We start from the raw sequence: 25,996 nt of genomic DNA, 5'->3' as shown, positions 1-25,996 counted from the left end.
CCCATAGGATCGCCGAATGCGGATTCTCTATGTGTGTACCGGAAACATCTGCCGATCACCCACCGCAGAGAGGTTGACCACCGCATACGCGGCCGAGGCCGGTCGCGAGGACCTTTCGGCGCACAGCGCCGGCACCCGGGCGATGGTCGGTTACGGCATGGAACCCACCGCGGCACTCGTGTTGCAGCAGCTCGGAGGCGATCCGGACGGATTCGCTGCGCGTCGGATCACCCCGCCGATCGCGGAGGACTCCGACATGATCATCACGATGAGCGAGCGGCACCGCGCCAAGGTCATCCAGCTCGCACCGCGCAGGATGCGGGTGACGTTCACGCTGCGCGAGGCCGCCCGGCTGCAGAACGCCACCGGTGCGCGGACCATCGCAGAACTGACGACGGCCCGGGCGCAGATGTCTGCACCCGGGCCGGAGGACATCGTCGACCCGATCGGCCGAGACGAGGAGACGTTCGTCACGGTCGGATCCGAGATCGCCGATCTGTTGCTACCTCTCCTCGCCGCTCTCCGAGCCTGAGTCGTTCACCGGGCGTCGCGGTGCGTGCACCACGGGTCGCGACAGCGGCTCGGCGGCGGAGTAGGCCTGCGGCGCCTGGTAGGGCTCGCTGCCGTATCGCTCCGATGCCGGCTGCGGCGCCGGCGGGAACTGCTCCGCAGCGCGGTAGTGGTAGGCGTCGTTGCTCGGCGCCGGGTGGGCCTGCGTGGCCGGCGGCTCGACATGATGCTGACCGTTCTGCGGCCGGGCCGGTCCCTCGACGGGTGCCGACGCGGTCGTCTGAGCCTGCGCAGCCGGCTCGGCGGCCGGTGCGGTCGGTGCCGGCGCTCCGACACGCTGCGTCGCCGGCGTGCTCGTCTGGGCGGCTGCCGGAGCAGCACCGTCCTTGTCGGAGCTGTAGTAGTAGCGGTATTCGTAGGCCGTGCCGCGTCCCTTGGTCGGGGTCAGCGCCAGGATCGTGCCCAGCACGGGCGCGTTGACCGCCCGCAGGTTGCCGACGGCCCGCGCGAACTGCTCGCGGGTGGTCTTGCCGTAACGCGCGATGAGCAGCGCACCGTCGGCGATGTTCGCGAGGATCGCCGCGTCGGTGACGGGCAGCAGCGGCGGCGCGTCGATGATGACGTAGTCGAAGCGCGACCGCAGGTCCTCGATGACCTCCCGCGCATGCGCGGAACCGAGCAGCTCGGACGGGTTGGGCGGCAGACCGCCGGCCGCGAGCACCCACATGCCGTCGAAGCGCGTGGGCTGGAGCACGTCCTCGAGTGCAGCCGTGTGTGCGAGCACGTTCGACAGGCCGGCGTCGCCGAGCGTGCCGAGGTACTTGGTCACACGCGGGCGGCGCAGGTCGGCTTCGACGAGCACGACGGAGTGACCGGCCTCGGCGAGCACCAGGGCCAGGTTGACGGCCGTGGTGGTCTTGCCCTCACCGGGCAGGGAACTGGTGATAACGATCGCGCGCGGCGGGTTGTCGACCTCGAGGAACTGCAGGTTGGTCCGCATCTCCCGGTAGGCCTCGGCGTCGCCGCTGTTGGCGTCCGCGAACACGATCGCCGGCTCTTCGTGCCGGGCCTTCTCGAGCGGGATCACACCCACCACACCGGTGCCGGCGAGCTCCTCGACGGCGTTGCGGTCCTTGATGGTGTTGTCGAGGCGATCGCGCAGCACCGCGAGGGCGATGCCGAGCAGCACACCGACGGCCAGACCCAGCGCGACGTTCCGTGTGGTCTTCGGCGTCACCGGCGCCGACGGCGTGGCCGCGTACTGCTCGACCACCACGCGGGCGGTCGGCGGGCCGCCGTCCTCGGGGGTCTCCAGTTCGCGTGCCATGACGACGAACTCGTCCGACAGTGCGTTGGCGAGGTCGCGGGCACGCTCGGGCGACTCGTCGGTGACGGCGGTGTCGATGAGCACCGTGTCGGGGGTCGACGAGGCGGTCACCTTGCCGGCGAGATCGACGGCCGACATCTCGCCGAGACCGAGCTTGTCGAGGGTGCGCTGCGCGAGGGTGGTGCCCTCGAGCAGTTCGGTGTAGGAGGTGACTCGCTGCTGCGAGAACAGGTTGCCCTGATAGATCTCCTGCACCGATGCGCCCGACGAGGTCGACACGAACAGGCGTGTCTTGGCTTCGTACTGCGGCGTGGTCAGCAGGGAGGCGCCGAGGGCGGCAAGAACCGCCACCACCGTCGTGACGGCGACGATCTTCCACCTCGCCTGCAGAATTCGCAGGTAATCATGTACTTCCATCAGGGCGTCTCCCTCGTTGCGGTAACACTGCGTGCGCACCCGGCGGGCGCGGTGTGGGGGTCGTCGTGGCGCTCGAGCACGCTGTCGAGCACCGGGCCGGTCGCACGCACCGCGTCCGCATCGGCCAGTTCCGAGTGCGTGAACGGCACCGGATGTTCGACGACGAGACCGCGCACATATCGCTGCCAGGTGGCGGCGAGATCTGGGTGCCGGTCGAGATCGGGTTCGGCGACCACCAGGTCGATGTCGCCGTCGTATTCGCTGAGGGTGTGTCGGCGCACCGCGTCTTCGACGGCCTGCGCGGCGGCGTCGGTGCGGCGCCGGACCTCGGCGACGAGTTCTTCGGGCAGCCCGGCGATGTCGGGTACGTTCTCTGCCGTCGGGTGGGGCTCGGCAGGCACAGTCTCGGGCGTGAGCGTGTCGAGCAGCACTACCGCACCGACCTGCTCTCCGTGCTCGCGGAGCTGCACGGCCATCTCGTGTGCGATGGTGCCGCCCACCGACCAGCCCAGCAGGTGGTAGGGACCATCGGCCCTCACCTTACGGATTTCGGCCACATACCGCGCGGCGAGTTCGCCGATGCTGTCCGGAATGTCGTCGAAGCCCGTTGCCTGGAGACCGTAGAGGGTACGGCCGTCGAGATGCTGCGCGAAACCGGCGTACATCCATGCGAGTCCGCTGATGGGGTGCACGCAGAACAACGGCGGCTTCTCGTCACCGCGACCGGCGATCTCGACGAGGCTGCCGAGCGGGTCGCGTTCGTCATTACTGCGGCCGTGGTCGATGCGGTCGGCGAGCGACGCGAGATCCGGGCTGGTGAACAGCCACTCGACGGGAACGTCGGCGCCGAACTCGTCGCGCAGTTCACCGGCGACGGTGACGGCCGCGATGGAACTGCCACCGAGGTCGAAGAAGCTTCGGTCAGCAGAGATCTCGTCGATCGGCCGGTCGAGGTGGCGGGCGAACACCACGGCGACGGTCTGCGCGATGCGTCCCTGCGGCGCCACATATGGTTCGTCGACGGCGGTGTCGGGGGCGGGCAGCGCCGCGCGGTCGACCTTGCCGGATGCCATCAGCGGCAGTGCGTCGACGACGGTGATGCTCACCGGCCGCAGGTGACGCGGCAGGTCGGCGACGAGCGCGCGACGCAATGCTGCCGTGTCGGGTGCGGTGCCGGTCTCGGGCTGGATATAGGAGACGAGCACGGTGTCGCCGTCACGTCCGGGATGCGGAACGGTCACGGCCGCCGCGACTCCCGGACGGTTCAGCAGCGCGGCGTCGACCTCGGCGGGTTCGATGCGGATGCCGTGGATCTTCACCTGGTCGTCGATGCGGGCCACGTGATCCAGTACCCCGTTCGGCAGGATCCGAACCAGGTCGCCCGTGCGGTACAGCCGCGACCCGTCGTCGACGAACGGGTTCGCGACGAATCGCGTTGCGGTGAGGCCGTATTCGTAGCGGTAGCCGCGGGCGGTGCTGGCACCGGTCACGTAGAGCTCGCCGACGGTGCCGCGCGGCACGGGGTGCAGACGCGAGTCGAGCACGTAGGCGGTGGCTCCCGCGACAGGCGTGCCGATGCTCGGCTTCTCGTCATCGGTGAGCGGCGCGGAATACGAGACGGCGACGGTGAATTCGGTGGGTCCGTAGCCGTTGACGATCCGGTGCCGCGACCAGCGGCCCACCAGTGCACCGGGCAGGGTCTCACCCGCGGCGACGATCGTCGTCGGCTCGAATGCCTCGGGGTCGAGGGTGCCGAGCACGGTGGGCGTGAGGTTGAGGTGCGTGACGCGCTCGTCGACGATCAGCTCCTGCAGGGGTTCCCCGGCGAAGGTGTGGTCGGGGGCGATCACAAGGGCACCGCCGTGCGCGTGGGCGGAGAGCAGTTCGAAGACCGCGGCGTCGAAGGTGTGCGAGGCGACCTGCAGCACGCGCGATTCCGGCCCGAGGTCGAGCAGGGCGGTCTGCACGTCGAGCAGCGCCGCGAGCCCACGGTGGGTGACGTCGACGCCCTTCGGCGTGCCTGTGGTGCCGGACGTGTAGATCGTGTAGGCGAGGTCGCCGGATGTGACTGCGGGACGCGGGGGTTCGACGGCGTCGAAGTCGATGCTGCGGTCGGCGGTGAGGTCGAGCCACGTCACGTGGCCGAGTTCGCGGTAGCCGACGGTCAGGCCGATGCGAGCACCGGAGTCGGCAAGGATCGCGGCGCTGCGCGCGTCGGGCTGGGTGAGGTCGACGGACACCCATGCCGCACCGAGTTTCGTGATCGCCCAGACGGCGAGCGGCCAGTACTCGCTGCGCGGCACGGCGATCGCGACGAGGTCTCCGCGTCGTACGCCGTGGGAGGCGAGCACGGAGGCGATCTCGTCGGCGCGGGCGTCGAGTCCGCCGTACGTCCAGGCGACGGTGCCGGAGCGCACCGCGATGCGTCCGCGATGCTGCTCGACGGCGGTCGCGAAGATCTCGGGCAGGGTGCGCGGTGCGACGGCGGGAGCCGACAGCGGTGCGGGCACCGGCACGGCGAGATCGCCGACGGCGCGGTCGGGTTCGGCGAGGGCGGCGGCGAGCATCGCCACGAGGTCGGTGAGCATCGCGTCGCCGGTAGTGTCGTCGAACAGATCCGTCGCATAGACCAGGCGCAGGTCGAGTCCGGCCTCGCGCTCGACGAGTTCGACGACCACGTCGAACTGCGCGGCCGGTTCCCCGGCGTCGGTCTCGGCGATCTGCACATCCGGCAGTTGCGGCAGCACCTCGCCGGCCTCGACGCGGTGCGTGAGCAGCACCTGGAAGAGCGGGCTGTACGACGGGTCGCGCCGCGGCGCGAGGCGGGCGACGACCTCGTCGAACGGCACGTCGGCGTGCGCGAGCGCGCCGAGGTCGGTGGCCCGCACGTCGCGCAGCAGGTCGGTGAACGGCCGCGACGGGTCGACGGCGGTGCGCAGCACGACGGTGCCGACGAACATGCCGACGAGCCGGTCGAGGCGGGCATCCGTGCGACCCGCGATCGCCGTGCCCACGGCGATGTCGGTGCGTCCGCTGCGACGCGCGAGCATCGCGGCGAGCACCGCGTGGACGAGCATGAACACGGTGACGTCGTGGCTGCGCGCGACGTCCCGGAGGCGTCGGTGGGTCTCGGTGTCGAGGGTCGAGACGATCTGCGCGCCACGGTGGGTCGGCTGCGCGGGGCGCGGCCGGTCGGCGGGCAGCGGCAGCGGGCCGTCGGGCAGGCCGGCGAGTGTGGTTGTCCAGTAGTCGAGTTGGCGGGCGGCGAGCGAGCCCGGATCGGTGGGGTCGCCGAGCAGTTCGTGCTGCCAGCGCGCGTAGTCGCCGTAGGTGACGGGCAGCGACTCGAAGACCGGCGCTTCTGCCCCGCGACGCGCGGCGTAGGCGACGGCGAGATCGGTGAGCAGCGGTCCGACGGACGCGCCGTCGAACGCGATGTGGTGCACGGCGGCGGCGAGCACCCAGCGGCCGGGTTCGACGTCGAACAACCGGATCCGCATCGGGGCCTGCATCGTGATGTCGAAGGGCGTGGTGATCGTGGCGGTCACGGCCGCGGCGACGTCCTCCGGCGCGGAGTGTTCGAGCACCGGCGGGTCGACGGGTACCTGCACGTCGTCGGTGAAGGCGGTGCGCAGCACGCGATGGCGGTCGACGACATCGCTCACCGCGGCGGTGAGGGCGTCGACGTCGAGGTCGCCGCTCAGCGTGAGCACGACCGGCACGAGATAGCCGGCGGTGCCGGTCTCGGACCGCGCGACGATGCCGAGGCGGCGCTGCGCGGGTGCGATCGGTGCCGGGGTGTCATCGTCGTAGGGCCGCAGCGCGACGCGCTGGTCGTCGCCGGATTCGATGCGGGCGGCGAGCGCGGCGAGCGTGGGGGCGGCGAGCACCTCGCGCACCGGCACGTCGGTACCGAACGCCTCGCTCAGCCGCGCGGCGAACACGACGGCCGACAGCGAGTCGCCGCCGGCGGTGAAGAACCCGCGGTGCGCGGCCGGACGGGCGCCGAGCACGTCCTCGGCGACGGTGACGACGAGATCCTCGGCGTCGGTGAGCGGACGGTCCAGGGCGGCGTCGTCGTCGAGGGCCGCGGCGTCGTGCAGTTCGAGCGCTGCGACGTCGAGCTTGCCGTTGGACGTGAGGGGCAGCTGGTCGAGCGCGTGCACGCGGGTCGGCATGCGGTGCGGCGGCACGACGAGCGCGAGTCGCGCGGTGATGTCGTCGGCCGACAGGTCCGGTCCGGCCGCGAACGCGACGAGCGTGCCGCTCACCGCGACCACCGCTGCCTGCCGGATACCGGGCTGGGCGAGCAGCGTGGCTTCGAGTTCGCCGGGTTCGATGCGCACGCCGCGCACCTTGAGCTGGCGATCGGTGCGGCCGAGATAGCCGAGGGTGTCGTCGACGCGGCGGTGGACGCGGTCGCCGGTGCGGTACATGCGGGCACCACCGGGAGCGGCCACGAAGCGTTCGGCGGTGCGGGCCGGGTCGTCGAGATATCCGGCGGCGAGGCCCTCACCCGCGAGATACAACTCGCCGACGCCTCCGGCGGGCACGGGACGCAAGCGCGCGTCGAGCACGTGGGCGACGGTGCCGGGCACGGGCTTGCCGATGCTCGGTCGGGTGCCGGGTTCGATGTCGACGAGGGTCGCGACGATCGTGGCCTCGGTCGGTCCGTACGCGTCGAGCATCACGCGGCCGTCGGCCCAGCGCGCGGCGAGCGACGGCGACAGGGATTCGCCACCCGAAGCGACGACCTTCAGGTCGGGCAGTCCCTCGGGATCGAGGGTGCCGAGCACCGTGGGGGTCGACAGGTAATGGGTGATGCGCTGTTCGGCGAGGTAGCGGTGCAGGTCCTGACCGGCGTAGACGTCCGGGGGTGCGACGACGAGCGTCGCACCGGTGGTGTGGGCGAGCAGCAGTTCGAGCAGTGCCGCGTCGAACTCGGGTGAATAGCCGTGCAGCACGCGGTGTCCGGGCTCGACCCGGTAACGCTCGGCCACTTCGGCGGCGAGCGGGGCGAGTCCGCGGTGCGTCACCGCGACCCGCTTCGGGGTGCCGGTGGAGCCGGAGGTGGACACGACGTAGGCGGTTCCGGGCAGGCACGTCTCCCCTGCCTGCCGCGAATGTGTGAAGGCCGCACCGGTCTTGGTGATGGCCCACAGGGTGCGGATGTAGTCGACGCTGCGCGGTGCGTCGATGCGCACGATCTTCCCGTCCCGCGCGCCGTCGGCCCGCAACTCCTCGGCGAGGGCGTCGGACTGCTCGTCGAGTTCGCGGTAGGTGAGCGATTCGCCCTCGCCGCGCAGGGCTTCCCGGTCGGGATGAGCGGCGGCGGTGGCGCGCAACATCTCGGCGAGTGTGTGTGCCGGGGCCGGTTCGCCACCGTCGAGGGCGGCGGCTGGGGCATCGACGACCACTTCACCGATGGTCCTGTCGGGTGCGCTCGCCAGGCTGCCGAGCAGCGCGACGAAACGGCTGACGAGCAGTTCGGCGGTGCGGCCGGCGAAACGGGAGGCGTCGAACACGAGCGTGCCGGTGTAGCCGTCGGGGCGCGGGGCGAGCGTGAACTGCAGGTCGAACTTCGGTGTGTCGTCGAGGACTTCGTGGGCCTCGACGGTGAGCTCTCCCAGGCTGATCGGATCGATGCCGAAGTCCTGCAGCGCCAGCGCGACCTGCGGTGCGCCGCTCTGCCGCTCCGACAGCAGCTGCTCGTAGGGCACGGCGACGTGGTCGAAGGCGGCGACGTCGAAGTCGCGGACCTGGCCGAGCAGCCCGGCGAACGACATGTCGGGGGCCACGCGGGCGCGCAGCACGAGGGTGTCGAGGAACGGGCCGACGAGGTCTTCGAGCTGCGCCCAGCGGCGTCCTCCCACCACGGCAGCGACGGCGATGTCGTCGCTGCCGCCGAGCCGCGCGAGCAGCACCGACAGCGCGGCGTGCAGCACCATGAACTCGGTGGCGCCGTGTGCGCGGGCGAGGTCGGCGAGCGCGTCGCGCACCTCGGCGGGCACCGTGAAGTCGACGCTGCGCGCACCGGTGTCGGTTCCGGTGGCGTCGGCGGGCAGTTCGGTGACGGTCAGTCCGTCGAGGGCGCGTCGCCAGTGCTCGAGGTCGCGCTCGGGGATCCCGCGTTCGGCTTCCCACAGGGCGTAATCGGCGTACTGCAGCGGCAGCGGTTCCCACTGCGGTGCCGCACCGTTCACGCGGGCGAGATAGGCAATCGTCAGGTCGCGCAGCAACGGCCGCAGCGACGTGCCGTCGGCGATCGAATGGTCGACGTCGAGATACAGCACGTGCTGATCGGGGCCGGTGCGTTCGAGTCGCACACGCCACCGGTCGCTGCGCGGCGCCTCGTGAACCTGCTGGTACACGCCGTCGCCGTCGACGATGTAATCGGTGCGCAGGATCTCGTGGCGCAGCGCGACGTCGCCGAGCGCGGCCTGCAGGGCACCGAGGTCGAGCGGTCCGCTCAGGTTGACCTCGCTGCGCAGCCGGTAGGCATCGGGCGCAAGGGAACTCAGCCCCCACAGGCGACGCTGGGCGCGGCTGAGCGGGATCCGTTCCGGGCGCGGCGACACCGCGACGGGTCCGGCGTCGGTGTCGAAACCACCGGCGTCGAGGGCGGCGGCGAGCGCGTCGACGGTGGGGTTCGCGAAGACGGTGCGCAGCGGCACGTCGGTGCCGGTCTCGTCGCGCAGGCGGCCGACGAGGACGGTGGCGAGCAGCGAGTTGCCGCCAACGGCGAAGAAGTCGTCGGTGCGTCCCACCGTGGTGCCGTCGCCGAGGACGTCGCCGATGATGCGGGCGACGAGCGCTTCGGTCCCCGTGCGGGGTTCGCTGCCTTCGCCGCCGGCAGGTTCGGGCAGGGCGGCGGCGTCGACCTTGCCGTGGGAGGTGAGCGGGATCGCGGCGAGCGGCACGATCGCGGTGGGCACGAGGTGCGCGGGCAGGAGGGTGCGCAGCTGCGCTCGCAGGTCTGCGTCGTCCAGGTTATTGCCGTCGAGGTTCTCGCCGGTGACGTAGGAGATGAGGCGACCGCTGCGCACGAGGGTCACGGCCCGCTCGACGCCGTCGAGAGCGGTGAGGGCGGTGTCGATCTCGCCGGGTTCGACGCGCACGCCGCGCAGCTTGATCTGGTTGTCGCTGCGGCCGACGAATTCGAGGGCGCCGGTGCGGGTCCAGCGCACGAGGTCGCCGGTGCGGTAGCGACGGCCGTCGGGTCCGGCGACGAACCGCGAGGCGGTGCGCGCGGCGGCATCCCGGTAGCCGGACGCGAGTCGCGGTCCCGAGACGTACAGTTCGCCGACCACGCCGGCGGGCACGGGACGCAGTCGCTCGTCGAGGACCTCGACCGTGACACCGCGAACCGGGGTGCCGATGACGATGTCGTCGCCGGGTCGCAGCGGCTGCGAGTTGGTGGCGAACATCGTGGCCTCGGCCGGGCCGTAGCTGTTGACGAGGGTGCGCCCGTCTCCCCAGCGATCGACGATCTCGCGGGTGAGCCGGTCGCCGCCGAGCACGAGGGTGCGCAGGGCCGGCAGGTCGCGCACCGGCACGGTCGCGAGCGTCGACGGCGTCATCACCGCGTGGGTGATCGCGGCACTGTCGAGCAGGTCGCCGAGGGCAGCGCCACCGTAGCTGTCGGCGTCGGCCACCACGAGCGTCGCGCCGGAGATGCCGGCGGTGAGCATCTCGAGCATCGCGGCGTCGAACGACGGTGCCGCGACGTGCAGGACGCGATCGCCCGGGAAGGCTGCGAGGTATTCGCCGATGTCCTCGGCGAACGCGCTCGCGGCGCGCTGGGTGACGGTGACGGCCTTGGGGTGTCCGGTGGTGCCGGAGGTGAAGACGAAGTAGGCGGGGGCGTCGGGTGCGGGATCGACGACGTCGGCGAGCGGCTCCTCGTCGTCGGAGGTCACCTCGAGCCACTGCACGGTCGCCGGAAGTGTCGGCGCTTCACCGACTCCCACGTGCACGTCGGCGAGCATCTCGCCCAGACGCGTGGTGGGGGCGGTGGGGTCGACGAGCATCGGTGCGGCGCCGGCGCCGATGATGCCCCACACCGCGAGCACCGATTCGAGCGAGCGCGGGTAGGCGCACGCCACCGGATCACCCGGGCGCACACCGGCGAGCTGGAGACGCGCGGCGAGAGCGTCGGAATAGTAGAGCAGTTCGGGATACGACAGTTCGCGGTCGCCGTCGACGATCGCGAGTTCCTCGCCGCCGGCAGCCGCGCCCTGCGCGAGCCACTGGCGCAGCGACCGGGGTGCGCCCGGCACAGCGCCGACAGTGGGCAGGCCGGCGTCGCCGTGCAGGTCGATCTCCCCGACCCGCACGTCCGGATCGGCGACGGCCGCGCTCAGGATCGTTCGCAGGCGGTCGGCGTAGTCGGCGACGGTGTCGGCGTCGTACAGGTCTGTGCTGTAGAAGAATTCGAGGTCGATGCCGTCCTGCTGCTCGGTGACGGTGACCTGCACGTCGACGTTGACCGTTTCGGTGTCGACAGGCGCGGCGGTGACGTTCAGGCCGGGCAGCGCGAAGGTCGAGGCGACGGGTCGTGCCTGCGACAGCGCGATCTGGAACAGCGGGTGCCGTGCTTCGCTGCGGGCGGGCTGCAGCTTCTCGACGAGCGTCTCGAACGGTGCGTCCGGGTTGCTGTAGGCGGCGAGGTCGCGGCGGTGCACCTGCGCGAGCAGCTCGGTGAAGGTGGCGTCGGGGTCGACGTCGGTGCGCAGCACGAGGGTGCCGGCGAACATGCCGACGACGTCGTCGAGCTGCGGGTCGCCGCGACCGGAGACGGCGGTGCCGATGGGGATGTCGCGACCGGCACCGTGCCGCGCGAGCAGAGCTGCGAGTGCGGCGTGCAGCACCATGAAGACCGTCGCGCGACCCTCACGGGCCAGCGTGTGCAGTCCGCGGACGAGGTCGGCGTCGAGCGAGACGGTATGGGCGGCACCGTGTCCGGTGGGTTGCGCGGGGCGCGGCCGGTCGCCGGGCAGGGTCACCTCATCGGGCAGGTCGGCGAGTTCGCCCAGCCAGTACGGGATCTGTTCGTCGGCGACGCTGCGCTGCCACCGCGCGTAGTCGGTGTACTGGACGGACAGCGCCGGCAGCTCGGGGCTAGCGCCGGTGAGGCGGGCGTCGTAGGCGACGGCGATGTCGCGCAGCAGCGGCGTGAGCGACCAGCCGTCGGCTGCAATGTGGTGCAGGACGACGAGCAGCACGTGCCGGTCAGGTGCCGTCCGGTACAGCCGCATGCGGGCCGGGGGTTCGACGGTGAGGTCGAAGCCGGTGGTGGCGTAGTCGCGGACGAACTCGTCGAGGGCGTCCTCCGGCACGGCCACCGGGTCGAGATCGGGGCGTGCCGGGGGCAGCACGGTGTACTCGTCGGCGGCCGGGTAGACGGTGCGCAGTGTGCGGTGCCGTTCGAGCACGTCGGTCACGGCGGCGGCGAGCGCGTCGAGGTCGAGGTTCCCGTCGAGCCGCACCGCGAACGGCAGGTTGTAGCTCGGGGAGGCCGGGTCGAAGCGGTTGATGAACCACAGGCGCTGCTGGGCCGCCGACAACGGGGCGGGTGCGTCGGGGTCGGCGACGAGACGCGCACGGCGAGAGGGCTTATCGCTTCCACTGGTTATGTATGAGGTTAGAGACGCAATGGTCCGGTTCTCGAAGATGTCTCTCACGGTGACATCGGTGTCCAGTACGTCCGACAGGCGACCGGCCAGGCGCGTGGCGAGCAGCGAGTTGCCGCCGAGGTGGAAGAAGTCGTCGTCGGCGCCGAGGGTGCCGGCAATGATGCCGAGCAGTTCGGCGCACACGTCCGCGACGAGTTCCTCGACCGGTCCGTGCGGTGCCGCTCCCCCATCGGCCGTGACGTCGGGGGTGGGCAGCGCGGCGCGGTCGAGCTTGCCGTTGGCGGTGAGCGGCAGCGCGTCGAGAGCCACGGCGGCCGACGGGACGAGGTAGTCGGGCAGGCTGCGTCGCAGGTCGCACAGGGCGTCGATGGCGTTGCCTCCGACGAGATAGGCGACGAGGCGGTCGTCGCGCAGCAGCACGACGGCCTGGCGCACGCCTTCGCTGCGCAGCAGGGCGGCTTCGATCTCGCCGGGTTCGATGCGGTAGCCGCGCAGTTCGATCTGCTGGTCGGCGCGACCGAGATAGTGCAGGGCACCGCTGGTGTCGCGGCGGCCGAGGTCGCCGGTGCGGTAGCGGCGGGTGCCACCGGGAGCGGCGACGAAGCGGGTCGCGGTCTGGCCGGGGCGTCCGCGGTAGCCGCGCGCGAGTTGGTCTCCGCGCACGTACAGTTCGCCGATCGCACCGGGCAGTGCGGGTCGCAGCGACGAGTCGAGCACATCCACGGCGAGACCGGGCAGCGGCGCACCGATGCCGGTCGCGGTGGCGTCTCCGAAGGTCACGTGCACGGTGGTCTCGGTGATGCCGAACATGTTGATCGTCCGCACATGCGGATGGCTTGCGGCCCACGGGCGCACGCGCTCCGGGTCGAGGGCTTCGCCGCCGAAGATCACCAGCCGCAGGTCTTCGAGCGGCGCGTGATCGGTGGCGGCGAGCTGGTAGAAGGCCGTGGGGGTCTGGTTGAGCACCGTCACCCGGTTGCTGGTGAGCACGTCCACGAAGGCGGCCGGGTCGCGCACGGTGAGGTGGTCGACCACAACGACAGACGCGCCGGTGGCGAGCGGTGCCCACATCTCCCACACGGAGAAGTCGAAGGCCGGCGAGTGGAACATCGTCCACACGTCGTCGGCGCGCAGCCCGAATTCGTCGACGGTCGCGGCGAGCAGCGACAGCACGTTGCGGTGCGTGACCTGCACGCCCTTGGGGGCTCCGGTGGAGCCGGAGGTGTAGACGATATAGGCGCCGAGATCCGCGACGAGCGGGAAGTCGAACAGGGCGCCGTCGTCGAGGCGGCCGGCCACCTCCGGGTCGTCGAGTCGCAGCGTCGGCACGCGGACGTCGGTGAAGTCGTTGTCGGTGACGACCAGCGAGGGCTGCGCGTCGTCGAACAGGACCTGCAGTCGCGTGGCGGGATGCGTGACGTCGACGGGCAGGTAGATTCCACCGGCGCGGGAGACGGCGAGGATCGCGACGACCAGCTCGGGGGTGCGCGGCAATGCGACGGCGACGACGTCCTCGGCGGTGACGCCGCGTTCGCGGAGGAGTTTGGCGAGCGCGCCCGAACGCGACCACAGCGCGCCGTAACTGAGGGAGTACCCGTCCCCCACCACGGCGACGGCCGCCGGATCGTCGGCCACGCGCTGCGCGACCAGCTCGGGCAGCGACTCTGCCGAAAGTTGTTGCGCGACGCCGACGGGGGTGAGGTCGGCGTCGCCCAACTCAATACCGCCGACCGACACAGCCGGGTCGGCGGTAACGGCCTCGAGGATACGCACGAACCACGACTGCCACTGCACAATCGTGTGCGAATCCAAAAGTTCGTCCGCGTACGTGAGGACCGTTTCCAAACCGGCGGGTACACCGGTCTCGGAACGGCGTTCGCGGACGGTCAGTTCGAGGTCGACGCGGGCCGTGCCCACCGGGATTTCGCGGATCGTCGTGGAGCTGCCGGGTAGCGTGAACTCGTCGAGCGAGAACGACTCGTACGCCAGGATGACCTGGAACAACGGGTGGTGCGCGTCGGTGCCGGCACCCACCGCGTCGACGATCCGATCGAACGGCACGTCGGCGTGAGCGAAGGCGTCGAGGTCGGCGCGACGGGTATCGGCGAGCAGGTCGGCGAAGGTGCGGCGCGGATGCACCCGCAACCGCAGCGGCACGGTGCCGACGAACATGCCCACCACGTCATCGACCGCGGCGTCGCTGCGTCCGGAGACGGGCGTGCCGATGGTGACGTCGTCAGTGGCGGCGAGCGCCGACAGCAAGATCGCAAAGGCCGCGTGCATCACCATGAACGGCGTGACGTCGTGGGCGCGGGCGAGCTTGTCGATCGCGGCGTGCAGTTCGGCGGGGATCGTGAAACTCGCGCGACCCGCGGCACCGGTCGTCGCCGCGCTGCGGGGACGGTCGGTGGGCAGCGCGAGCAGCGGCGACGCGTCGTCGAGGGTCTGCTTCCAGAAGGCGAGCTGCCGTGCCGCGAGGCTGTCGGGGTCGTTCTCGTCGCCGAGCACGGCCCGGTGCCAGCGCGCGTAGTCGCGGTAGGTGACCGACGGTGCCGGCAGCTCCGGAGTCTCCCCGTCGCGGTGGGCACGGTAAGCGGCGACGGCGTCGCGGCCGAGCGGCAGCAGCGACAAGCCGTCGGCGGCGATGTGGTCGATCACCACGGCGAGCACGTAGCCGGAGTTTGTCCGATACAGCCGGGTGCGGATCGGCGGGTCGACGGTGAGATCGAAACGCGCGCGAGCGAAGTCGGTCAGCTCCGCATCGAGGTCGGTGCCGGCGTCGACGGGCTCGAGGTCGAGCGTCACCGTCGGCAGCACGTGCTGGCGTGGGCCGGACGGGCTGTCGGGGAAGACCGTGCGCAGCGAGTCGTGGCGGGTCAGCACGGTGGCGGCGGCCGCGCGCACGGCGTCGAGGTCGGTGTCGGCGTCGAGATCGAACGCGAAGGCGATGTGGTCGCCGCCGTCGATGCCGTCGGCCACGTCGAACCGGTTGAGCAGCCACATGCGTTGCTGCGCGGGGGCGAGCGGCGCGTCGCTGTCGTCGTCGACGTGCACGAGCGGCAGGTGCTCGCCGATGGGTTCCTCGGCGAGCAGGTTCGCGAGTTCGGCGACGGTGGGGTGCTCGAAGATGTCGCGCACACCCACCCGGCGACCCGCGACTCCCCGCAGGCGCGCGGCGAGCTGGGTTGCGAGCAGTGAATTGCCGCCGACGGCGAAGAAGTCGTCGGATCCGGCCACGCTCGGCAGGTCGAGCAGGTCGGCGACGACACCGGCGACGAGTTCTTCGGTGGCGCTGCGGTATCCGTCGGTGCGAGTCGCGGTGACCACCGGTTCGGGCAAGGCCGCGCGGTCGATCTTGCCGGTGCTGGTGAGCGGGAACGCGTCGAGCGCGGTGACGGTCGCGGGCACCATGTGCCGCGGCAGACGCTCGGCGGCCCACTCGCGGATCTCGTGCGGGTCGAGGCGGCCGTTGCGGCTGTGCACGTAGGTGGCGAGGGTGTCGCCGCGCACCACGGTCACGGCGGTGCCGATGCCCGGGTGGTTCTGCAGGGTCGCGTCGATCTCGCCGAGTTCGATGCGGAAGCCGCGGATCTTGACCTGGTGGTCGCTGCGGCCTATGAATTCGAGGGCGCGGTCGTCGTCGTGTCCCGTCCAACGGACGAGATCGCCTGTGCGGTAGAGGCGCCCGGCGCCGAACGGGTTGGCGACGAACCGGTCGGCGGTGAGCGCGGGAGCGTCGAGATAGCCGCGGGCGACGCCCTGTCCCCCCAGATACAGCTCGCCGGTCACACCCTCGGGCACGGGCCGCAGGCGTTCACTGAGCACCACCGCGGTGACGCCGACGAGGCCGGTGCCGATGGTGAGCCGGTCTCCGGGTGCGAAGGGTTCGCTCGACGTGGCGAGCACCGTCGTCTCGGTGGGGCCGTAGACGTTGAGCAGGGTGCGGCCGGGCGCCCAGCGTTCGGCGGTCCCGACCGGCCACGCTTCGCCGCCGATCGCGATGGTGCGCAGGGCGTCGAGTCCGGTGGGGTCGAGCTGGGTGGGCACCGAGGGCGTCGAGAACCAGTGGGTGATGCCTTCGGCGCGAAGCAGTTCCACGAGTTCGTCGCCACCGAACAGGTCGGCGGGCGCGACCACCAGCGTGCCGCCGGAGGTGAGCGCCAGGACGTATTCGAGCACCGCGCCGTCGAAGGCGGGGGTGGCGAAGTGCAGCACCCGTGCGTCGGTTGCGGTGCCCGAGATGGTGGGCAGGTCGAAGCGTTCGACGAACGACTGCGCGAGAGGGCCGAGTCCGCGATGCGCGACCACCACACCCTTGGGCCGGCCGGTGGATCCCGAGGTGTGGACGACGTAGGCCGTGTTGTCGACGTGCAGCGGCCGCACGCGATCGGCGTTGGTGATCGGGCGGGTGTCGCCCTCGACGGTGAAGGTGATCGGCTCGACCCCGGCGGGCAGCGCGACGTCGCCGTCGACGATCGCGTACCGCGCGCCGGATGCGCCGAGCAGCTGAGCGATGCGTGCGGCGGGCTGGTTGGGGTCGACGGGCACGAAGGCCGCGCCGCTCAGCGCCACGGCCGCGGCGGCGAGCACCGACCGCGTCGACCGCGAGAGCACGACGGCCACACGGTCTTCCGTGCCGATGCCCCGCTCGCGCAGCGTCCACGCGAGCGGGCGGGCCGCCGTGCGGATCTCGACGGCCTGTCCCCCGGGTTCGGTCACGCAGGCCGGCGAGCGGTCGATGATCTCGGCGAAGGTCGCCTCCGGGCCGGGTTCGGCCGGTTCGACGGAGAGAGTGCCGAGGTCGAGGTCGCCGACGGGCAGCGACGGATGCTGCGCGACCTGCTCGAGCACTCCGCTCAGGCGGGTCACCCAGCGGGCGATGGTGTCGTCGTCGAACAGTTTCGTGTCGTAGACGAGGCGGCCGGTGAGCGATCCGTCGCGCAGTTCGCGCAGCGAGATCTCGAGGTCGAATCGTGCCTGCGACGAGGCGATCTCCTGCGGCCGCACGGTGAGGCCGGGCAGTTCGAGATCGGGCACGTCCACGTTGTCGTAGGCGAGCATCACGTGGAAGGGCGAGAAACCGAGGGCGTCGACGACGTAGTCGAACGGCACGGTGGCGTGCGCGAAGGCGTCGAGGTCGGTGTCGCGGGCCTGCGCGAGCAGCGACGTGAACGGCTGCGCCGGGTCGACATTGGTCCGCAGGGTGACGGTGCCGACGAACATGCCGACGAGGGCGTCGAGGTCGGGATGGTCGCGACCTGCCGTTCCGGTGCCGATGGCGATGTCGTGCCCGGAGGTCCAGGCCGCCAGCCACACGGCGACGGCGGCGTGGACGGCCATGAAGGTGGTGGCGTCGTGCGCGGCAGCGACGGACCGCAGGGCCGCGACCTGGTCGGCCGGCACCGCGAAGTCCACGGCCGCAGCGGGACCGAAGCCGCCGTTGCGGGGACGGTCGGTGGGCAGCGGCGCCGCGTCGGCGAGACCGTCGAGTGTGCGTGTCCAGTAGTCGATCTCACGACCGGCGCGGGTGTCGGGTGCCGCCGGATCGCCGAGGCGGTCGAGGTGCCACTGCGCGTAGTGCCGGTAGTGCAGCGGCAGCGGCGTCCACGCGGGCGCTTCCCCGGCTGTGCGGGCGAGGTAGGCGGTGGCGACATCGGCGGTGAGCGGCACGAACGACGCACCGTCGAGCGCGATGTGGTGGGCGACGACGGCGAGCACGTGCTTGTCGTCGGCAAGGCGCAGCAGGCGGATCCGGAACGGGATCTGCGCGGTGAGATCGAACGGCTCGGCCGCCCACTCGGTGATGAGCGCTTCGACGTCGCCGTCGGCGGCTTCGGGCTCGAGGGCGAGACCGGCGACGGCACGGTCGAGCGGCAGCACGTCCTGCACCGGGCCGTCGAGTTCGAGGCGGAACAGCGTGCGGAGGGTTTCGTGCCGGTCGAGGACGTCCACCACCGCGGCCTGCAGCGCCGGCAGGTCGAGGGTGCCGTCGAGGTGCAGCGCGAACGGCAGGTGGTAGGCGGCCGGGTCGCCGTGTGCCCGGGCCAGCAGGAACAGTCGGCGCTGCGCGGGAGCGAGCGGCGACGGTCCGGTGTCGGGGGCGGCGACGGGTCGCGATTCCGATTCCGGTCGCTTCGCCGCGGCGACCGCCAGTCGGGCGACGGTCGGGTGGGCGAACACGTCGCGCAACTGCACGTCGCGGCCCAGTGCGGCACCGAGACGGGCAGCGAGTTGCGCAGCGCCGAGCGAGTGACCGCCGAGCGCGAAGAAGTCGTCGTCGGCTCCGACGTCGTCGATGCCGGTGAGTTCGGCGAACAGCTCCGCGACGATCTTCTCGGTCGGGCCGTTGGGCGGCCGCGATCCGACGGCCACGGCACGCTCCGGTGCGGGCAGCGCGCGCCGGTCGACCTTGCCACCCGGCGTGAGCGGCAGCGCCTCGAGCACGGTGATCGACGACGGACGCAGATAGGTGGGCAGTTCGTCGGCGAGGCGGACGGTGAGATCGGCGGGGTCGACGTCGCCCACGACGTAGGCGGCGATGTGCTCGCCGTGGACGGTGACGGTCGCGGCCTGCACCTCGTCGAAGGAGACGAGCGCGGCTTCGATCTCGCCGAGTTCGATGCGGTAGCCGCGGATCTTCACCTGCTGATCGGCGCGGCCGAGGAACTCGAGGTGGCCGTCGGTGGTCCAGCGGGCGCGGTCGCCCGTGCGGTACATGCGCCCACCGAACGGCGAGGCGACGAAGCGTTCGGCGGTGAGGGCCGGCGCGCCGAGGTAGCCGCGCGCGACGCCCGGTCCCCCGAGATACAGCTCGCCGATCACGCCGGCGGGCACGGGATGCAGGCGGGAATCGAGGACGACGGCGGTCATGCCGTCGATCGGCCGGCCGATGGGCACGCCCGCGCCGGGCTGCAGCGGGTCGCTGAGCGTCGCGAGGATCGTGGTCTCGGTGGGCCCGTAGGCATTGAGCATGGTGCGGCCGGTGGACCAGCGATCGGCCACGGCCTGCGGCAGTGCTTCGCCACCGGCGTCGAGAACCTGCAGGTCGGGCAGGCCGTCGTCGGGGGTGACGGCGAGGATCGCCGGTGCGGTGATCGCGTGGGTGACGCCTTCGCTGCGCAGCAGAGTGGCCAGCGCCGGTCCGCCGACGGCGTCGGGCGGGCAGATCACCAGAGTCGCGCCGGCGTCGAAGGCGAGGAGCAGTTCCTGCAGCGATGCGTCGAAGGACGGCGACGCGAGGTGCAGCACCCGCGACGTCTCGTCGGCGCGGTAGCGATCGCGCAGCGTCGACACGAGCGCCGACACACCGCGATGGCCCACTGCGACGGCCTTCGGGGTGCCGGTGGAACCGGAGGTGTGAATGACCCACGCCGTGTTGTCGACGTGCAGCGGCCGCAGGCGATGCTCGGCAGCGAAGGTCTCGCCGGATCCGTCGGCTCGCGGCGCGAGGCGGGCGACGTGCTCGGGCAGCACCGGATGGTCGTGGGCGACGGCGATCCGCACGTCGCGCAGCACCTGCTCGAGGCGACGGGCGGGAAGTTCGGGGTCGAGCGGGGTGTAGGCGGCACCGGTCTTGGCGACGGCCCATAGGGCGACCACCGAATCGATCGAGCGAGGCAGCAGCACCGCGACGCGCTCTTCGGGGCCAGCACCCGCGGCGACCAGCGCATGAGCAAGCGCGTCGGAACGGGCGTCGAGTTCGCGGTAGGTGATGCTGTCGTGTCCGTCCACGACGGCGACCGTGTCGCTCGCGGCGTGGCGGGTGAGGACGTCGGGCAGCAGTTCCGGTTCGGGCGCGGTGCGTCCGCGGGCGGGAGCCAGGCCGTCGAGTTCGGCTGGCTCGGCGAGGGCGAGATCGCCCACCGCGACGCCTGCGTTCTGCACGAACTCCTTCAGGAATCCGAGGAAACGGCTGTGCAGCGACGAGAGGTGTTCGCCGCTGTAGAGATTGGGGTTGGCCTCGAAGTCGACGCGCATCGTGCGGCCGGCGATGCCCGGGTAGACGTTGACCGACAGGTCGTCGACCGGTCCGGTGGACTGCACGTGGTAGTCGCCGATCACGTCGCCGAACGCGATCTGCGGGTGGAACATCATCAGGTTGACGACGGGACCGAACGCATTGCGGGTCTCGCTGTGCTCGCGGCCCATCTCGCGCAGGTCGGCCAGCATGTCCTCGTAGCGATAGCGCTGATGACGCAGGGCTCCGGTGAGTTCGACCTGCACGTCGCGGATCAGATCGGTGGCCGGCGCCGCCTGATCGACGCGGACCCGCAGCGGAACAACATTGGAGATGGCTCCGGCGGAGCGACGCAACGGCGCGGTGGTGCGGGCCGAGACCGGAAGCGTGAGCACGACGTCGTCGGTGCCGCATGCGCGGGACAGAAATGCGGCGAAGGCTGCGACGACGACCGGGACGTCGGTCGAATTCGCGTCGTGGGCCAGAGCCGTCACGGCGTCGGCAACCTCGGACAACAACTCGGTACCGGCCTGGCGCGCCGGCACCTTCGGCGGAGCGACGCCCTCGACGAGCGAAATCGGTTCGGGCAGGTCGGAAAGCCGCTCGAGCCAGTGGGCACGATCGGCGGTCTGACGTTTCGACCCCGTATATGCAGCCTCGAACTCGACGATCTTTTCGACGGGCATAGAGGTGACGGGCGGTGTCTCCTCCCCCGCAATCCACGCCGAGTAGAGCTCGGCCGAGCGGTTGAGCATGATCATCGCGCCGTGCCCGTCCAGAGCTATGTGGTGGACGTAGCTGGACAGGAAATACCGGCCGTCGGCGACATGGAGCAGCGCCGTCGCGATCAATCGGTCGCGCAGCGGATCGATGGGGCGCGAGAACCGCTCGCTCATCCACCGGTGGGCCGCAGTCTCGGGGTCGTCGCACGAACGGAAATCCATGTACTGGACGTCGTCGTCGAACTCGACATCGACGACCTGCTCTGGAAGCCCTTCCTTTTCGACGAGGAAAAGGAAGCCGGACTCCACGTCGCGTGCACCCTGCACACATGCCTTACGAACGAGGTCGTGATCGAGCTCGCCTCGAAGTTCTACGTACTGGGCGATCGTGAAGGGCACATCAGGATGGAGTGCTTGCGCGTACCAGAGACCCCGCTGACTAGGGGACAGCGGAAGTAGATGCACCACGCTCCCCTCGCCCTCGCCCGACACAATTCAGGACAGGGGACGTGCAGAATCCTCCCCTATCGTGCGATCGTGGACGGAGCCTCCCAACTCCACTGTCACGATCACCGTGCAGAAGTTTACTTACAGTCACGGTTACCCACCACTTGAACGGTCGGCCAGATCAGAATCGGGTTATCGTCTCGAGCGGAAACCACGAAGGGGGCACAAGCGGCGTGAACGATGTTACCGGTGAGTCAGATTCGCCCGAACGGCGTCGACGCAAGGTGCGGAGACGTCTGTCCGATGAGGAGATCGCAGCTCAGCGCACGAAGCGCCGTCGCGTGCAGATCGGCTGCGGCGTAGGCGCACTCGTTGTCGTCGGATTCATCGGCTGGCTGGGTTACGAAGGCCTGCAGGCGAAATCGAATCTGGAAAAGGCGCAGAACTTCGCGACGCAGGCGAAAGACGCTCTGCTCGCAGGCGATACCGACCAGGCTCGCATTGCCGCCGGCGACGCCGATCGTTACGCCCAGGACGCCCAGAGTTCGGTCGACTCGGTGCCGTGGCGCATAGCTGGCGCCGTCCCATTGTTGGGGAGCCCGTTCGATTCCACTCGCCAGATGACCACCATTGTGAGCGGTCTCACAGAGCAGGTCCTCCTTCCGGCGGTCGACGCAGGCAGTGCAGTCTCTCCCGATCAGTTGATTTTGGACGGCGCACGCATCAATCTTGCCGCCCTCCGGGACGCCGCACCCGTCCTCGAGACGACTTCCGCGGCCATCAGCAATCTCGACGAGCAGGCTCAGAATGTGGACAGCACGTGGTTCGGCGTGATCAACGATGCACGAGTCGACTTGCAGGAGCAGGTGTCCGAGTTGTCCGGTCTGCTGAACAACACGTCGCTCGCGGCGCAGATCGCGCCGGCAATGCTGGGCGCAGACGGTCCGCGTAGTTACTTCGTCGGTTTCCAGACGAACGCGGAGGCACGCGGTACGGGTGGACTGCTCGGCGGCTTCACTGTGATCCGAGCAAATGACGGAGCGGTCTCCGTCGACGACGTAACGAGCAACCGGGAATTCCGGTTCGACTACGACCCGATCGACCTCGGCCCCGATTTCCAGCGTGCCTACGGGCACAGCCGCCCCACGCAGGACTTCCGCAACAGCAATGTGAGTCCGCACTTCCCGTACGCAGGCCAGATCTGGCAGTCGATGTGGCAGCAGGAAACAGGCCAGCGCGTGGACGGAGCGATCGCGACTGACCCCGTCGCATTGAGCTATGTCCTGGAGGTGGTCGGTGACGTCACGCTCCCGGGCGGAGAGAAGATCACCGCGGAGAACGTGGTGGAGTTGACCGAGTCCACCGCTTACTCGCGTTTCGGCGACGACCAGACGGCGCGTAAGGCATATCTGGAAACGGTTGCGCAGACCGTGGTGAAGAAGCTGACCGGCAGCATTTCCAAGCCTCGGGCATTGCTCGAGGCGCTGGGGCGCGCCGCGAGTGAGGGCCGACTTGCCGTATGGAGCTCCGTCCCTGAAGAGCAGGACGTTCTGGCCACGACACCGCTCGGCCACGTGGTTCCCGATGACCCCGCTCCATATGCGCACGTGGTGATCAACAACCTCGGCGGGAACAAGTTGGATTATTACTTGGAGCGCGAAATCGAGTACACAGCGGGATCGTGTGACGGAGACACACGTCAATCGAAGGTAACTGTACGACTGACCAACGGCCTTCCTCCGGGCGATTACACCGACTACGTCGCCGGCATGTTCGATAACCCGGTAGGCGCTCCTATAGGTACAAATCTCACCGACGTCGGGCTCCTTGCGACCCAGGGCGCCAAGTTGAAGAAGGTGACCGTCAACGGCAACACCACATTCGGCTACACCGGAATGGAGCGTGGCCACCCTCTGTTCAACATCCAGGCTCCGGTACCGCAAGGCGAAACCGTTGAGATAGTTTACGAGTTGACGGAGCCCACAGCAATCGGAGAGCCACGCGTCCCGATTCAACCTCTCGTGGACAGCCCCCGCGTAGACATCACCGTACCGGACTGCGCAAAAAAGTGAGAAGGACGAAGCCCCCGCAACGCCAGCCCGGAAACTGAAAGCGATTGCCCCCACTCAAGCCTGCTCAGCCCCATCACCAACAGCTTTGTCACACTAGTCCAACCGTAAGGCGGTCACTGTGCACGATCTTGGTCGACGATCATGGCCAAGCTGACGAATCGGAGACAGCACGCAATTCGGAACAAGTCGCGGCCGCATGAGACTGGGCGCCAAGGTTGCAAATGACCTCGGCACCCACTCTCACCAAAGATGAACCGTGCACGCCGAATGTCCGGCGACGCTTTCAGATCCCTCGAAGGTACCGAACAGAGAACCGAATACTGAGGCTAAGCCACCGGAGCGCGATTGAACGCGATGCGACAGACCACAGATATGCTGTCCTACCAAGAGTGGTCTATCACTCGATGCCGCTCACTGGAAGGCCAACTCTGCCCGGTTCACCAAACGCGCGATGTCCAGTTCATGAATCCTCCTGACGTCCCCATCGGAACGGCTGAGCTCGCCGAGCGCATCCAAGATCTTCTTGCCACAGCCTGCTTCGGGCTCTATGACGAGATGAGGAGCCCTCAGCACTTCGTAAAGGCCTTCGACCTTACCTTGCGTCGACATTGTAATAGGATACGTACCAGAGAGAATTCCTAGTACAGCGAGATGCATCCGGCCGGTAATAATCACTGATGCACGTCCCGCGAGTGACATAACCTCGTCCGGGCTCAGCAGCTCCAGCATCCGAAAAACCTGATCCTTCGCTACTGGGTCAACACAAATCTTGCCTAGTTGCTCGATATCATCATTTCCTGGTCGGGACACGTGCGGTAGGAGAACCACACTCCATCCCTTTTGAAGCAGATTCTCCACTACATACTCGTACTCAATGACTTGATCGAACGATGAGGAAATCAGGCCGCTCGCATTAACAATGGCGATCCGGCGCCCTTGCGCCATCTGTGCATCACACCACTTCGCGAGACGAGGATCCTCAACATGTCGGCCCGCGCGAGAAAAGACAATATCCGCGCAGAGAGTAGCGAGATGAACCCCAGACCCGCGAATACGGCGTAGCGAAATCGGATCTCTGACGGACAGCAGGGCCCTTCGCTGCGCGAATTTTGCGGCTACAATACTTGATCGAGTAGCGCGATCGTTCCAACTGAACCCAAGCACTCGAGTTTCCGCACCTGCAATCGAAGCTAGCCAGGCAGCCGAAAACCGTGACACAGACGCTAATGGATTATACGCGCCGTCCATGGTGTCCGCACCAATAATCCATACTCGCTTACTCCGATGCGCAAGACGGACAAGCGTGCGGACACCCTGAAACCTTTTCGGGCCCATCGAGTACAGCAGAGCTCTACTCGCAACTACATCTACTCGTTCCTGGAATCGAGCAGGAATTTTCAATGCTTCAGCACCACCTGCGAGGATCGAAATCTTCCCGTCACCAGCTTGATCGAGGCACGCTTCCAAGAGCGCTTGATCACCGATATTCCCAGCGCCAGGCGCAGCAACTATAGTTACATCGAATTCACGTGGAGAGCGGCGCATACGAGCAATCTCAACAGCAGCAACCAGGGTATCGATGGCAATTATTATCACCCCAAAGGCGCCCGTCCCAATGACGGACTTCCCAAGCGATTTCACCATTGATGAAAATTTCACACAGTCTCCTCGGATCTAGAATCACTTCTACTCTTCAACGACGAGGACATCAGAACCCATGACCCCACAGCACGAGTGGCGGTTCCACCAGCTAGTCCGATTTGGGAACCAATCGCCCCACCCCACGCAGCGCCCACCGCCACCGCGATGAGCGTTACGGGCGCCGCGAAGATCTTAATCAGCATTGATGCCCGCACCATGCCTATTGCACGAAGTACTAATCCAGGGCCCACACTTACGGCAGCGACACTTAGCGCGATGGCAGTGAACGGAAGAACCGCCAAACCTCCCTCTGCCGCCTCCCCCATAAGCGCTACCGAAATATCGGACGGCAATATCTGATAAACAACGATACAGAGTACTGCGACTAATACGACACAAGCGCCGTACAACGCCGGCAGCCGGCGAGACGCACGTGCATTACCAGACGCCACCAATCGAGTCGCTTCCGGAATCAAGGCAAAATTCATACCCATCGTAAAAATCGACAAGGGCATTAGCAGCATTTGGGCGGCACGCAGCCATCCAGATGCGTCAAGGCCGGACACCGCAGAAACGACAAACGTTGCCGCAGGGGTTAGGCCGCCCGCGACAAAGTAATCAATGGAATATACAGGACCCACACCTTTAACGGAATGGAGCCATCTTGCCGCCAGTCGGGCATCGAGACGGGGACGGAGAATCAAGAATCCGCACAGGACGCTTGCCGCTGCGCCCAAGCCCCACGCTGATACAAACTGCGACAAACTAGTGGGCGCGATTGCGAGAATCACCGGCACCTCAACAAGGAGCCATAGCGCTTCAACACCAAACGCCTGTGCGGCCCTACCCGAGTCCACTAGAGCAAAACGAACCGAATCCTGCACTACCGCGAAGAATATAGCGACGCCGAAAGCAATAGCTAACCGCATGTCATTAACAAATAGGACTACAGTAAGGGAAGAAAAGAGCCCGACTAGCACACTCACAAGAACCGTCGAGAACACCGAAGCAGAGTGCCTGTCCGACTCATTGAATTGGCGTGTGTCGGCCTCTTTGAAGATCATCGGCTCGCTCGTCCACGCCCGGACGACACCGATCGCAACTCCGTTAACAGCCATCAAGAGTGCAAAGACACCGAGTTGCGCAACATCCAAGGCGCGAGCAACAAGAACGGTCAGGACGAAATTCGACGCATTGGACGTCACCTGCGCCGCGGCCGACCATCCAAGTCGTCTTGCTGCATGGACAGACTTTTCTATGACACCCAA

The 25,996-nt window shown here is 68.7% G+C and carries 6 protein-coding genes; 2 read left to right on the top strand and 4 right to left on the bottom strand.

Annotated elements, in window-relative coordinates:
* Positions 1–16: 16 nt before the first annotated feature.
* Complete coding sequence (locus AC6CID_RS12285) at positions 17–532, top strand: arsenate reductase/protein-tyrosine-phosphatase family protein (RefSeq protein WP_024101937.1); 516 nt, start codon at positions 17–19, stop codon at positions 530–532.
* Here AC6CID_RS12285 and AC6CID_RS12280 read toward each other — a convergent pair.
* Together AC6CID_RS12280 and AC6CID_RS12275 are read right to left on the bottom strand one after the other, a co-directional pair.
* A complete protein-coding gene (locus AC6CID_RS12280) occupies positions 503–2,254 on the bottom strand; it encodes a tyrosine-protein kinase domain-containing protein (protein ID WP_498354016.1) in 1,752 nt (583 codons plus the stop codon). The two genes, AC6CID_RS12285 and AC6CID_RS12280, sit on opposite strands and share 30 nt — an antisense overlap.
* Entirely contained in the window at positions 2,254–21,033 is an 18,780-nt protein-coding gene (locus AC6CID_RS12275; protein WP_498354050.1) for a non-ribosomal peptide synthetase, read from the bottom strand. The genes AC6CID_RS12280 and AC6CID_RS12275 overlap by 1 nt, the downstream gene beginning before the upstream one ends.
* 215 nt (positions 21,034–21,248) lie before the next feature.
* Here AC6CID_RS12275 and AC6CID_RS12270 point away from each other — a divergent pair, with 215 nt between their 5' ends.
* Positions 21,249–23,087 (top strand): DUF4012 domain-containing protein, encoded by a 1,839-nt coding sequence (locus AC6CID_RS12270; RefSeq protein WP_498354015.1) that lies wholly within the window; start codon positions 21,249–21,251, stop codon positions 23,085–23,087.
* 411 nt (positions 23,088–23,498) lie between these two features.
* Here AC6CID_RS12270 and AC6CID_RS12265 read toward each other — a convergent pair whose 3' ends face one another.
* Together AC6CID_RS12265 and AC6CID_RS12260 are read right to left on the bottom strand one after the other, a co-directional pair.
* On the bottom strand, positions 23,499–24,746 hold the full coding sequence (locus AC6CID_RS12265) for a polysaccharide pyruvyl transferase family protein (RefSeq protein ID WP_498354014.1): 1,248 nt from the start codon (positions 24,744–24,746) through the stop codon (positions 23,499–23,501).
* A complete protein-coding gene (locus tag AC6CID_RS12260; RefSeq protein WP_498354013.1) occupies positions 24,743–25,996 on the bottom strand; it encodes an MATE family efflux transporter in 1,254 nt (417 codons plus the stop codon). The genes AC6CID_RS12265 and AC6CID_RS12260 overlap by 4 nt, the downstream gene beginning before the upstream one ends.

The sequence above is a fragment of the Rhodococcus sp. GQ147 genome, from assembly GCF_059759155.1.
Note: the sequence above shows the minus strand (reverse complement) of the source record. Positions and strands in the feature narration are given on the sequence as shown.

What these genes read in the sequence shown, in the direction of transcription:
- AC6CID_RS12285 (WP_024101937.1), top strand. Translation starts at nt 17, where the DNA reads ATGCGGATTCTCTATGTGTGTACCGGAAACATCTGCCGATCACCCACC.
- AC6CID_RS12280 (WP_498354016.1), bottom strand. Translation starts at nt 2,254, where the DNA reads ATGGAAGTACATGATTACCTGCGAATTCTGCAGGCGAGGTGGAAGATC.